Raw genomic sequence first — 13,678 nt, forward strand, 5'->3', positions numbered from 1 at the left:
GTATTATGACAGGTTTCAGGCTGTGGAGCCCAAAGCTGTCAAGAAAAAGCAGTTATTGTAACACGTTTCAGGTTGAGGAGCTCAAAGTTGTCAAGAAAGTGCAGTTCGATGTGCGGGATCTGCCGCAACTCTTCACCTAAGATGTTCATAATCCCCCAATTTGATGTCATGAACTCGTTAATCCAGTCGGTATATTCACTTAATTCCAAACTGTATATATATTCATGAAATTGTCCAGTTGAGTCATTCGAATGAAAGCGTTTAAAATAGGTTGTAGATGAGAGAAAACAAGGGGGAGATATTATTGAAGAAACTTTCGATTATTGGCATGCCTATGGATTTGGGTCAGATGAGAAGGGGAGTCGACATGGGCCCCAGTGCGATCCGTTATGCTGGAATAAATGAAAGATTAAGAGTGTTATTTGATGAGGTAGAGGATTTGGGAGATATAGCAGTTGCCGGCCAGAGGTAAAAATTGATCCTAATAGCAATCTCCGCAATCTGGAGTTAGTTGCTGAAAAAAATAGCTTGCTTGCTGATGAAGTAGACAGGATTATTGAATCTGAATCATTCCCGCTAGTTTTAGGGGGCGATCATAGCATTGCGATTGGGTCATTGACGGGTGTATCCAAGCATTATAAAAATCTGGGTGTCATCTGGTATGACGCACATGCTGACTTGAATACTGCAGATACTTCACCATCAGGGAATATCCACGGAATGCCGCTAGCTGTCAGCCTGGGGTTGGGACATGAACTGTTGACTCAGCTAGGAGGGTATGCACCGAAGGTTAAACCAGAAAACATTGTCATCATTGGGGCACGTGCTTTGGATGAAGGTGAGAAGGATTTAATCAAGGAGCTTGGTATCAAGGTGTTCACGATGCATGAAATTGATCGGCTGGGGATGGCTACAGTAATAGAGGAAACAGTCAATTACCTTAAAGAAAAGACAGATGGCGTCCATCTATCACTGGATTTGGATGGGCTTGATCCAACAGATGCTCCTGGTGTCGGTACGCCGGTATCCGGAGGTATCAGTTACCGTGAGAGCCACCTGGCTATGGAAATGTTGGCCGAGGCAAAAATCATCACATCAGCTGAATTCGTCGAAGTGAATCCAATCCTTGATGAAAAGAACAAGACAGCTGTCGCGGCAGTGGCGCTGATGGGCTCTTTATTTGGAGAGAAACTTTTGTAATGCGCCAGTAGTTTTGGAAAAGACTCATATTATGAGAAATAATAAGAGAGCAGCGGCCATATCTGGCCGCTGCTCTCTTATTATTAATATAGAAATGTATTTTTTGAAGATAAGTGGTAATATTTATTTAGCAAATGGTCGAGTTTAGTGCTGATATCTACAACCCGTTGATTTGACAGCGAGGTTTTTGCGGCTAATTCAACCATCTCTTTCCGGCAATTTTCAATATCCTTCAACAACGTTTCTGCACACATTGATTGTTTCCTCGCTTTCACTGAAATATAGTCCATGTATACCCCTGAAAAAACTTTTTAAACCAAACTGGTAATGATTTGTTAATATTAACTTATCGTGTTTTTTAGACTTTTTTTGCAAGAATAAGTCAGTTAATAGATGATTTGTCAATTACATACATAAATAAAGTTTATATAAAAAAACGAAACCTTTTACGGAATCGATTCGTATATCGATTAGCCGCATGGAGCGCGGAGGTAAGATAATGGAGACAATCGTAAAACACAGAATAAAACAGGTAATCAAGGGAGACCAGAATGCCTATGGAGAGATTGTTGAGGTATACAAGGACAAGGTATTCCAGCTTTGCTACCGTATGCTCGGGAATCGGCACGAGGCAGAAGATATTGCACAGGAGGCTTTTATCCGTGCATATATCAATATCAACAGCTTCAATCAAAACTTGAAGTTTTCAACATGGCTGTATAGAATTGCAACAAACCTATGTATTGACCGGATCCGCAAAAAGAAACCAGATTACTTTCTGGATGCGGAAGTGCCTGGAACAGATGGACTAACCATGTACTCCCAGGTCCCATCTGAAACTCCTTTGCCAGAGGATGAAGTTGAAAGTATCGAATTGCACGATACGATTCAAAAAGAAATTTCAAAACTCCCCGATAAATACAGATCGGTCATCGTATTAAAGTATATTGAAGAACTCAGCCTGAATGAGATCAGTGAAATACTGGATTTGCCGCTTGGCACAGTGAAGACGAGGATCCATCGAGGAAGAGAAGCCTTAAGGCAACAGTTGCGACACGTATAAGGTGAGGTGAAAGAATATGAAATGTTCCGAACAAATTATTGAATATATGCATGAATACCTAGATGAAGAAATCTCCGAAGAGCATGAAAAGATTTTAAGAGAGCATCTGCAAAGCTGTTCAGATTGCCAGGAATACTTCAGGGAGCTGAATAAAGCAATCGCTCTTGTGCAGAGCACATCTCACATTCAGGCACCAGATGATTTTACTTCAAAAGTAATGGCAGGCCTGCCAAAGGAAAAGAAAAAGACGGAAATCCAGCGTTGGTTCAGGAGTCATCCGCTTTTGACAGCTGCCTCGCTTTTCTTGGCGTTAATGACCGGCAGCATCTTTTCAACTTGGAACGAAGAACATCAATTTTCCGTATCGAAGCAGCCTAATCTGATCGTCGAAAATGATACAGTAATCGTCCCTGAAGGGGAAGTTGTTAAGGGTGATGTCGTTGTAAGGAACGGCAAGGTGAAAATTGAAGGTGAAGTACAGGGGAATGTTACGGTAATTAATGGCGAGAAATACATGGCTGCAGCGGGCAATGTCACCGGAGAGATAACAGAGGTAAATGAAGTATTCGAGTGGATCTGGTATCATATAAAAAAGACCGCCAAAAGTACAGCAGATCTTTTTGAGAACGACGAAAAGGAACAGTCATTCCAGTAGGAATGGCTGTTTTTTAGAGTCCATTAAAAAGGATTAATTGGCAGGAGACTGCAGTAGACTTCATTATTAATTTGAACAACGCTTATGTTATAATAAAAAAGTTACCTTTGTTTATAGGCAGAAGTGCATTGATCATCTTCAGCTTTTTTATACAAAGGCTGTTCTCGTAAAGATTGTTGTTAAAATCCTAAAACCGATTTATACCTATTTTGCAGGTCTGTATTAAGTTTGCATGCTCTTTTCTCATAAGAAGCGTCAACTTTACGAAGTAATATAGGTAATTCAATCCAACGTTGTATTCAATAGCAACAAAGTTTGAGAAAGTTTGAGAAAAGAGTCTTACAAAAGGCTGTTTTCATCATTTTTACGAAAAGGGCTTTACCTACAAGGCTGATTGAACTTTCAGGAAGGTTAGCGACTTTTCTGAGACAGTCTTACTAAACTACTGGAGGAAGTGCAATGTCGTTTGCAGATTTCGAATTTTTAGAATATCTAGCTAATATTGTTGACATTCTCCTGGTTTGGTTCGTCATTTATAAGCTGATTGCGATAATTCGAGGGACAAAGGCTGTCCAGCTTTTAAAAGGGATCTTTGTCATCCTGATCGTAAAGTTTGTCAGTGATTACTTCGGATTGAACACTCTTAGCTGGATGATGGAACAAGTACTAACCTGGGGATTCTTGGCCATTATCATCATCTTCCAGCGAGTTGCGCCGGGCACTCGAACAGCTCGGCAGGGGGCGGCTCTTTGCCAGATCAGGGCTGCAGGAAGAGGAAGATGAAGAGAAGATGGTGGAGGCCATTACCAAGGCAACCGATTATATGGCGAAGCGCCGGATCGGAGCATTGATCTCAATTGAAAGAGAAACAGGAATGAGTGATTACATAGAAACAGGCATACAGCTTCAATCCAGAATCTCCTCTGAACTGTTGATTAATCTTTTTATACCGAATACACCGCTTCATGATGGAGCTGTTGTCATACAAAAAAACATCGTAGCAGCGGCTGCATGTTATTTGCCGCTGTCGGAAAGTCCGTTCATTTCGAAGGAGCTGGGTACAAGGCATAGAGCCGCACTAGGAATCAGTGAAGTAACCGACAGTATCACGATTGTTGTTTCTGAGGAGACAGGGAATGTATCGGTTACCCGGAATGGTGAACTTTACCGTGACTTGAGTGGGGAAACGCTAAGGGAACTGCTCACAGCCGAACTGATTTCACCATCTAGAATCAAGCAGGCCGCTTCTACCCGCTGGAATTGGAGGGGGAAGAAAAATGGATAAATGGATGGATAATCCCTGGTTCATAAAAGTGGTTGCCTTGGTTCTAGCCGTCCTGCTTTTTGGGTCTGTACCTAAAAACGATCCAGATAAGCCTGGTGATGTGAATGTGCCATCAGATGAAAAGGTGGAGACGGTTGAAGAAGTACCAGTGAAAAGGATTTATGATACCGATACTCTGGTAGTATCCGGTGTTCCCGAGACTGTTTCTGTCACACTGCAAGGTCCGAAAAACCTTGTTCAGCAGGCTAAGACACTACGGAATTTCGAAGTGTTCGTAGATTTGACAGATGCTGAACTCGGAAATCAGCGAGTCCCGATTACGATTAAAGATGTCTCGGATCGCCTGACCGTTACCATCGAACCTGGTTATGCGAATGTTTCCATCCAGGAGAAGGTAACGAAGGAATTCAGGGTGGAGGCTGAGTTCAGCAGTAATATAGTTGAGGAAGGCTATATAGCGAGAAGCCGGCGGTAAAGCCTAATAAAGTCCAAATTACAGGTGCCAAAGATGTAGTTGATAAAATCACCTTTGTGAAAGCAACTGTCAATTCATCAGGGAAAATATCAGAAACAATCACACGAGAAGCAAGTGTACTTGCTCTGGATAAGGATATGAACAAGCTTAATGTCGTTGTGGAACCTCAGGTTGTCGAGGTAACAATCCCGGTTAAAAGCTCAACTAAGAAGGTACCGATTAATATTGTCCGAAAAGGTATTCCTGCAAGTGGAGTAACAATCGATTCAATAACGTTGGAAACGAAGGAAGCTGAGATTGTCGCTGACCCAAGCGTACTCGAGGATTTTGATAATGTCAGGGTAGAAGTGGATGTCAGCAAGATTGACGAGGATACGGAGATAACCCTCCCAGTCATCATCGGTGAAGGAATTGTCAAGGTATCGCCTGAAACGGTAAAAGTGGCCGTGAAAGTCACAAAGGCTTCCGAGAAAAGTATTTCAAACGTTCCCATAGAAATCGATGGGATGGATGATGGCTATGAAGTCAATTTCCTTGATCCTGCAAACGGTCAGGCTAATTTGACCGTTTCCGGGCCGAGTGATATTGTTTCAGCCCTGTCATCCGATGATTTTAAGATCCTGATCGATGTGTCGGAACTGGATGAAGGAAATCATGAAGTCGACATGAAGGTGACAGCACCTCAAAATATAACGTGGAAGTTGGCTAAACCAAAAGCCAGTATATCGGTTGCGAAAAAAGATGCGTAATTGACTGCAATTTTCCATACAAGGAGAGATTTTAAGAATGGATAAATATTTCGGTACAGACGGAGTACGTGGTGTTGCGAACAGCGAATTAACGCCAGAATTAGCTTTCAAGCTTGGCCGCTTTGGTGGCTATGTCCTTACAAAGGAACATGATCGCCCTAAAGTTTTAATTGGAAGGGACACTCGTATTTCCGGACATATGCTTGAAGGAGCGCTGGTTGCCGGTCTATTATCAATCGGAGCGGAAGTTATGAGGCTCGGTGTCATCTCTACTCCAGGGGTAGCGTATTTGACGAAGGCTCTTGGCGCGCAGGCAGGAGTGATGATTTCTGCATCTCACAATCCAGTTGCGGATAATGGCATCAAATTCTTTGGCCCGGATGGATATAAGCTATCTGATGATCAAGAGAATGAAATCGAGCAATTGATGGATATGGAAGCAGATGAGCTTCCACGTCCCGTAGGCGCTAACCTTGGACAGGTGAATGATTATTTTGAAGGTGGCCAAAAGTACCTTCAATATCTTAAGCAATCGGTTGATGAAGAATTCACCGGGCTGCATATTGCGCTTGACTGCGCACATGGCGCAACATCCTCATTGGCTACGCATTTATTTGCTGACCTTGATGCCGATACTTCAACGATGGGAGCATCGCCAAACGGCTGAATATCAATGATGGAGTTGGATCGACTCATCCTGAAGCACTTGCAGCGTTCGTTAAAGAAAAGGGTGCAGATCTTGGGCTTGCTTTTGACGGTGATGGCGACCGCTTGATTGCGATTGATGAAAAGGGGAACATCGTTGATGGCGACCAAATTATGTATATTTGCGGAAAGTTCTTGAAGGAAAGAGGTCAGCTGAAGCAGGGAACCGTTGTTTCTACGGTAATGAGCAACCTTGGTTTTTACAAAGGGTTAGAAGAACACGGAGTCCAAAGTGTTCAGACTGCTGTTGGCGACCGTTATGTAGTTGAAGAAATGAAGAAGAATGGTTACAGCCTCGGCGGAGAGCAATCAGGCCATATCATCTTCCTTGACTACAATACAACAGGTGACGGCTTGCTAACTGGCCTTCAGCTTGCCAATATCATGAAAGCAACGAACAAGCCGCTTTCTGAACTGGCTGGGGAAATGAAGAAATACCCTCAGGTACTCGTGAATATCCGCGTAACTGATAAGCACCATGTAACAGATAACGAGAATGTAAAAGCAGTGATCGAACAGGTTGAAGCGGAAATGAACGGCAACGGCCGTATCCTTGTTCGTCCTTCCGGTACAGAGCCATTGGTCCGTGTCATGGCAGAAGCGGCGACAGCAGAGCTTTGCGAAGAATATGTAAGACGAATTGCTGTTGTAGTTGAAGAAGAAATGGGATTAAAAGAATAAGATCAGTCATATGCATAGGGCTTCGGCACATAAAAGAGCCTTATGCATATTTATTTATAGAGAAAGTTTATTTTTTTACTTAGAGAAGTGTCCAGCTCCAGCGCCTAGCCCTTCGAGTCGCTTCGATCCGCCCAATGAAGTCAAAGAGCGACTTCACTGGTCGGCCCTCCAGCGCTTGTCAGGGCTGACCAAGGCGCTTGCACTTTTCTTGAGAAGGGAGTTTTTAGCCGGCCGGTAAAGGGTATTTGTAAGGGAAGGCTGTTTTCCTTTGTTTTCTATTGACGCATGCATGAGTATCATGTATGATAATCCTGTTTTTGTAAATAAGGCTGTTTATTTTCAAAAAGCCTTTAAAGAACGATTTTATCGAAAGGTGGGCAGAGGTTCATCAAGGGAAAACGAAAGCGCCAGGACTAATTCTTGACCGTTTATATGGATTAGTTGACGAGGTGGAGGTTTATCGAAGTTTCGGCGGATGCCTCCCGGCTGAAAGCACAGCCGCGAATTCCATCTTTAAAACATTAAGGCAACTTAATGCACAAAGAGATGGGGATGCTAAAACTAGCGAGGATTAGATAATAAAGTCTGACCTCAAACCGATTATATGAGATAAGGGGGCAAGCTGCCCCTATTATAAGAGGCTTCTTGCCCCCTGTCCTACAGGAGGAAAAGAAGTTATGTGTGGAATCGTTGGATATATTGGAAATAATGACTCGAAAGAGATTTTATTAAAAGGTCTTGAAAAGCTTGAATACAGAGGCTATGATTCTGCGGGAATCGCTGTCATGAATGAAAAGGGAGTTCACGTTTTTAAGGAAAAAGGACGCATTGCGGACCTTCGCAACGAAGTGGACAACGATGTAATGGCGAACGCTGGTATCGGCCATACTCGCTGGGCTACTCACGGTCCTCCAAGCAAGGTGAACGCTCACCCTCACCAGAGCTCAACTGGCAGATTGACTCTTGTCCACAATGGCGTTATCGAGAATTATGATCTATTGAAGCGCGAGTATTTGCAGAATGTCGAATTGAAAAGTGAAACAGACACTGAAATTATCGTTCAGTTAATTGAACTGTTCGTAAAAGAAGGTCTAAGCTTAGAAGAAGCGTTTCGGAAGACACTGACACTTTTGCATGGTTCATATGCACTTGCCCTAATAGATGAGCAAAATGAAGACACTATTTTTGTGGCGAAAAACAAGAGCCCGCTTCTTGTCGGCCTTGGCGATGGCTTCAATGTTGTTGCCAGTGATGCAATGGCAATGATCCAGGTAACAAATCAATATGTTGAACTGATGGACAAGGAAATGGTGATTGTCAATAAGGACGAAGTGACAATCAAGAACCTTGAAGGAGAAGTTATTTTACGCGCTCCTTACACAGCAGAGCTTGATGCAAGGGACATTGAAAAGGGAACATACCCACACTACATGCTCAAGGAAATCGACGAGCAGCCGCTTGTGATGCGTAAAATCATCCAGAACTACCAGAATGCCGAAGGCGCGCTTGAAATCGACTCTGACATCGTTGCTGCAATGAAGGATGCAGACCGTATCTACATCGTCGCTGCGGGTACTTCCTACCATGCCGGCCTTGTTGGCAAGCAGTTCATTGAAAAATTGGCGAAGATTCCTGTTGAAGTTCATATCTCAAGTGAGTTCGGCTACAACATGCCTCTTCTTTCTGAAAAGCCATTGTTCATCTTCATTTCACAGAGCGGAGAAACTGCTGACAGCCGTCAGGTTCTTGTTCAGGTGAAGGAAATGGGCTATAAGGCATTGACGATTACGAACGTACCTGGTTCAACGCTTTCCCGTGAAGCAGATTACACTCTTCTTCTTCATGCTGGTCCGGAAATCGCGGTTGCTTCAACAAAAGCTTACACAGCACAGCTTGCTGTCCTGGCGATTTTAGCTGAAGTAACAGCTCGCGGAATTGGCCACGAAGTAGACTTCGACCTTGTTCAGGAATTAGGAATCGTGGCGACAGCTATGGAGGCTCTTTGCGATGACAAAGAAGAATTCGAAAGCATCGCTCGCGAATACCTGACTGTCACAAGAAACGCATTCTTCATCGGACGCGGAATCGACTTCTACGTAGGACTTGAAGGCGCGTTGAAGCTAAAGGAAATTTCGTACATCCAGGCTGAAGGCTTCGCAGGCGGAGAATTGAAGCACGGAACAATCGCTTTGATCGAAGAAGGCACACCAGTCATTGCCCTTGCAACACAAGAATTCGTTAACCTGAGCATCCGTGGAAACGTCAAAGAAGTCGTTGCCCGCGGAGCGAACCCGTGCATCATTTCCATGAGTGGACTGGAAACAGATGAAGACCGCTTCGTCATTCCAGAAGTGCACGGTCTATTAACACCTCTTATCTCAGTAATACCAATGCAATTGATTTCTTACTACGCAGCATTGCACCGCGACTGTGACGTCGATAAGCCACGTAACCTGGCTAAGTCTGTTACGGTTGAATAAAATACTTTAAAATCGAGAAGGGTTGTTAAACTAAAATAAAGTTTGAAGTATGTTAAAATAGTCTGCTTAAAAAGAAAAAAGTTCGCACAAAGTCTTGTGGGTGTATCCAGTGTATGGGTATACTCACGGGGCTTTTTTTATGTTTATTTTGGGATTCCAAAAGTTTTTCGTGAGGATCAAGGTGTCCCTTACGGGTTGGACCATTTCTACAAGTACAACAAAAGGGGAAGCCCACGTCCAGTAGCGTGTAACAAGCCCCAAGCAAGGTTCTCGCCCGTAAAAAATTATATAAATAAGTATAGGTAACGAGGTAAGCATGGGAATGACGGTGGTATAGGGGAAACCGTAAGGTATAGTAGAGTGCTCATCTTTCAAGGGAAGCCCACGTCCATTAACGTGTACTAGTCCCAAGCAAGGACCTCGCCCGTAAAAAATATATAAATAAATAGGTATAGGATACGTGGTAAGTATGGGAATGGCGGTGGTACAGGGGATACCGTAAGGTAAAAGAGTGTGCTTCATCTATCAAGGTAAACCCCCGTCCGGCAACGTGTAATAAGCCCCAAGCAGAGTTCTCGCCCCCTAAAAATAAATATATATAAATAATTAGGTATCGGTCACGAGGTAAGTATGGGAATGGCGATGGTACAGGGGAAGCCGTAAGGTATAGTAGTGTGCTTCATCTTTCAATGGAAGCGCACGTCCCGAAACGTGTGATCCGCTCCAGACTTTAGCACTCGCCCATAAAGAAATAAAATAAAAATAAAAATAAATAATTATGTTTCGGTCACGAGGTAAGTATGGGAATGACGGTGGTATAGGAGAAACCGTAAGGTCCATGTATAAGAGATTAGACTATCGAATTGGAAACGTATCTTCGATACTCCTATTATTGGCAAGGTCCGAATATCATATCTGCAATACTTATACCAGACCTATCCTTTGTGTAAATCAGGTGTACCACATCCCCACGTACGGTAAGACCCCACCATTCTCAGCATATACTCTACTCCAATAAATGGTTATCTTCTCTTAACAAATAGCCCAATACATTATTCCCCTAATATCGTCAATTGGAGCAAATATAAACAATACAATTGCATAGATACTCCATCCGAAGGCTTGAATTGGATATGGTTCAGGAGGCACCGTAAGGTGCCTTTTTTAGTTTTGGTCACTCAATTCATTTGTTGTTCGCCCCTATATCACTAAGCAAACTTTATTCTCATCATATTAATTTTCTGTGTTCATTTACGCAGAAAGTGAGCAAATCCTTGAGCAAACTTTATTCTCAAAGACTAATTGGGAAAATGCCAGTGAAGTCAGATGTATCAAGGGGTTTACCCAATAACCAATTTCAACAAACTTTATTCTCATTTAACATAGTTACAAAAATCTATTTACAGTAAAAATTTTAGTTAGGAGAAGAATGAGAATAATGTTTTCTTAAACTCATAAAAAAGATTACTGAAGATATTGAATGTGCCTAACCGGCCCGTTAGAATCGAGTTACTAAAAATTCACAAGGGTACTAGATCCTATTGCAGTAGAGGAAGTGAAGTATGACTAAACGTAATCAATCTTGGAATGAGAATAAATATAATCGGTTTATTAAAGAAGGACGGGGACAGGGAGCAGGTAAGGAATATAACCCGTGGTTGACTATTCAGGATTTCCCTTCTATGGGAGAGTATCACGAATACTAGGGTGGAAGAGTGGTAGGTACATCATTTATTTTCAGATTTGCAGGCTCGCTACTTTTATATGTTGGAGTGGGAGGAGACAGTTGTTGACATTCGAGAACATTTTCCCCTATTGGACATTGAAGATACTATTCAACATAAATCAGATTTGAATTTCAAACTATTTACAGATAAAGAAAGTGGATATCCATATACACTAAGCACTAATTTCCTAATAACGATAAATAGAGCAGATGGAGTTAATTTGCATTTAGCAAGAAGTATAAAAATGGCTGCAGAACTTGAGAAGAAAAAGACATTAGAAAGATTAGAGATTGAACGCCGATATTGGACAGAAAAGGGAATAGATTGGGGAATTGTTACTCAAAAAGAAATTTCTAGTGTGTTTGCAAAAAATATTGAATGGGTGCATTCCTGCTTATATTCATATTCAGAAAGAGGCTTTACACAGGATGAACTCATTTTTTTAGGCAACGCTTTAATAGAAAGATTAGTAGATGCCAAAGATTCAATTAGAAAGATTACTGCTGACTTTGACAAGGAGTTTAATTACGATTCAGGAACAGCGTTGTTTGTGTTTAAGTTTTTAATTGCTTCCAAACAGATTGGGATAGATATGACTAAACAAATTGACGTAAATCTTTCCAATCCAATAATTGAAGTAAAGCCACGAATTACGCATGAGGAGGTAAAAAGAAAATGCTTGTAGTTAATAGTCTTATTTCTTTTACTGCGTCGGAAAACGAGAAAGTAGTAGAAAGGGTATTATGGCTTAATAAAGCACATGATTATGGGTATTTTTTTAATATTCATTCCTCCACTTTTCCATTTGAAAGGAGTATTTCGGAAGTAGAAGAAGGACTTAACAGGGGGAGCGTAATTCTTGTTGAAAAAGATCCTTACAGTCGGCTAATAAATGAAAGTGATATTCCTGAAAAACATTTGTCCTTACGTGACAATGCATGGAAAGTCATACGGGATATCGTGAATTTGGAACCTTTTGTTTACAACTCAGCAGAAAGAAGAAAATTAATATTAAAAAAGTGTGAAGCCCACAATATTCACGAAAGCACTGTTATTCGCTATTTAAAGAAGTATTGGCAACGTGGTAAAACAAAAAACACTCTTTTACCTGACTATTATCTGTGTGGAGGTAAAGGTAAGGATAAGAAGGCTAGTGAGATAAAGAGAGGAAGACCAAGACAGCATGGACAGGTAACAGGAGAAGGAATAAACATTGATGAAAATATCAAAAAAATATTTAGGTCTTCTATAAACAAGCATTATTACTCCTCTGCCGAAAAATCACTTACTCTTACCTACGAACTAATGTTAAAAGAGTATTTTAGTATAGAGAGTAAAGTAAAAGGAAAAGTGGAAATACCAGTAATAAAATCCTACGGAGATTTACCATCACTAAACCAGTTTAGGTATTGGTTTGAAAAGGAGAGAGATATCAAAAAAGAAATCAGCAAAAGAAAAGGTCGAAAAAACTATGACCAAAACCATAGAGCGATTATTGGGGAGTCAACAACAGAAGCATTAGGCCCCGGTGCAGTTTATCAGATTGATGCAACAGTAGGCGATTTGTACTTGTTATCAAGATTTAATCGTGACTGGATAATTGGACGACCCGTAATTTATTCCGTAATGGATGTTTATAGCAGAATGATAGTAGGTCTTTATATTGGATTAGAAGGTCCATCTTGGGCGGGTGCAATGATGGCTTTGGCTAATGCTGCTTCTGATAAAGTTAGTTTTTGTCGGGACTTCGGAATTGAGATTGAAAAACATGAGTGGCCAGTTGCACATCTTCCAGAATCGATTTTGGCTGACCGAGGGGAATTAGAGGGAAGTAAAGTTGAGCCCCTAATTAATAACTTTGGAATAAAAATTTAAATACACCCTCTTACAGGGCTGATTTAAAAGGAATAATTGAACAACATTTTAGAGTGACCAATTCAAGAACGAAGGCTTTTTTGCCGGGGGCAGTAAAGCCTGTTAAAGAACGTGGGGATCGTGATTACCGATTAGAAGCACAATTGGATATTTACCAATTTACTCAAGTGATTATTAAATGTGCTTTATACCATAATAATCAACATTTTCTTACAAACTACCAACGTGAAGAAATGGTGGTAGAGGATGGAATAGCGCCTATTCCAATACAACTCTGGGAATGGGGGATAAACAACAAATCAGGAAAGTTACGTCACGTTTCAGAGGATATTGTCAAACTCAATCTCATGCCTACTGGTAAGGCTACAGTAACTGCAAAGGGAATTGCATTTAAAGGATTGCTATATGGGTCAAAACAGTCATTAAGGGAAAGATGGTTTGAAAAAGCACGGAACAGAGGAACTTGGAAAATCGAAATAAGTTATGATCCGAGAAATATGGATTATTTATACTTACGAGGTGAAGACGGTTTAGGATTTGATAAATGTATTTTGTTGGAACATCAACAACGGTATAAAGGAAAGGTAGTTGAAGAAATTAATTATTTACTAGAATACGAGAAACAAACAGAGAAGCAACACAAGGAGAAAACAATACAGTCAAAAGTTGATTTAAACACTGAAATCGAAGAGATTGTTAAACAGGCTAAAATGGAAACATCTCAAAAACAAACGGATGTAATTAGTAAAAGGAGCAGAATAGGTAGCATTCGGGATAATGTCC

General features: G+C 41.3%; 10 protein-coding genes and 4 pseudogenes. 13 read left to right on the plus strand and 1 reads right to left on the minus strand.

Translation table 11 applies throughout. From position 1 onward, the window contains the following. Positions 1-277 precede the first annotated feature (277 nt). Positions 278-1,200 (plus strand): annotated as a pseudogene (rocF, locus tag JCM21738_RS18285) (arginase). A gap of 83 nt (positions 1,201-1,283) precedes the next feature. Here rocF and JCM21738_RS18290 read toward each other — a convergent pair. Next, positions 1,284-1,490 (minus strand): aspartyl-phosphate phosphatase Spo0E family protein, encoded by a 207-nt coding sequence (locus JCM21738_RS18290; RefSeq protein ID WP_023626385.1) that lies wholly within the window; start codon positions 1,488-1,490, stop codon positions 1,284-1,286. A gap of 209 nt (positions 1,491-1,699) precedes the next feature. Between JCM21738_RS18290 and sigW the strand changes: the two genes are divergently transcribed. The 12 genes and pseudogenes from sigW to JCM21738_RS22715 all read left to right on the plus strand — a co-directional run. Then, entirely contained in the window at positions 1,700-2,263 is a 564-nt protein-coding gene (sigW, locus tag JCM21738_RS18295; protein WP_023626384.1) for an RNA polymerase sigma factor SigW, read from the plus strand. Between the two features lie 16 nt (positions 2,264-2,279). Continuing rightward, positions 2,280-2,918 (plus strand): anti-sigma factor family protein, encoded by a 639-nt coding sequence (locus JCM21738_RS18300; protein WP_023626383.1) that lies wholly within the window; start codon positions 2,280-2,282, stop codon positions 2,916-2,918. A 459-nt stretch (positions 2,919-3,377) separates the two neighbouring features. Continuing rightward, positions 3,378-4,203 (plus strand): annotated as a pseudogene (gene cdaA, locus JCM21738_RS18305) (diadenylate cyclase CdaA). Beyond that, positions 4,196-4,678 carry a CdaR family protein gene (locus JCM21738_RS26195; protein WP_243463074.1) on the plus strand — a complete coding sequence of 161 codons (483 nt, stop codon included), beginning with the start codon at positions 4,196-4,198 and terminating at the stop codon, positions 4,676-4,678. The pseudogene cdaA and the gene JCM21738_RS26195 overlap by 8 nt, the downstream one beginning before the upstream one ends. A gap of 47 nt (positions 4,679-4,725) precedes the next feature. Next, positions 4,726-4,806: pseudogene (locus JCM21738_RS26200) on the plus strand (hypothetical protein); the annotation flags it as partial. Positions 4,807-4,815: 9 nt separating this feature from the next. After that, positions 4,816-5,427, plus strand: a complete 612-nt coding sequence (locus JCM21738_RS26205) for a CdaR family protein (protein WP_243463075.1) — start codon at positions 4,816-4,818, stop codon at positions 5,425-5,427. Positions 5,428-5,464: 37 nt separating this feature from the next. After that, a pseudogene (gene glmM, locus JCM21738_RS18315) lies at positions 5,465-6,813 on the plus strand (phosphoglucosamine mutase). A 677-nt stretch (positions 6,814-7,490) separates the two neighbouring features. After that, positions 7,491-9,293, plus strand: coding sequence for a glutamine--fructose-6-phosphate transaminase (isomerizing) (glmS, locus tag JCM21738_RS18320; RefSeq protein ID WP_023626378.1), 1,803 nt, complete (start codon positions 7,491-7,493; stop codon positions 9,291-9,293). A gap of 1,562 nt (positions 9,294-10,855) precedes the next feature. Beyond that, positions 10,856-10,999, plus strand: a complete 144-nt coding sequence (locus tag JCM21738_RS26210; protein ID WP_243463076.1) for a hypothetical protein — start codon at positions 10,856-10,858, stop codon at positions 10,997-10,999. A 58-nt stretch (positions 11,000-11,057) separates the two neighbouring features. Then, entirely contained in the window at positions 11,058-11,705 is a 648-nt protein-coding gene (locus tag JCM21738_RS18325; protein ID WP_243463077.1) for a TnsA endonuclease C-terminal domain-containing protein, read from the plus strand. Then, on the plus strand, positions 11,696-12,895 hold the full coding sequence (locus tag JCM21738_RS22710; RefSeq protein WP_052019786.1) for a TnsB C-terminal domain-containing protein: 1,200 nt from the start codon (positions 11,696-11,698) through the stop codon (positions 12,893-12,895). The genes JCM21738_RS18325 and JCM21738_RS22710 overlap by 10 nt, the downstream gene beginning before the upstream one ends. 80 nt (positions 12,896-12,975) lie before the next feature. Continuing rightward, positions 12,976-13,678 (plus strand): Mu transposase C-terminal domain-containing protein (locus tag JCM21738_RS22715; RefSeq protein ID WP_173401236.1); only part of this gene is annotated, 703 nt, incomplete at its 3' end.

This window comes from Mesobacillus boroniphilus JCM 21738, assembly GCF_000517385.1.
Lineage (GTDB): Bacteria > Bacillota > Bacilli > Bacillales > Cytobacillaceae > Mesobacillus > Mesobacillus boroniphilus.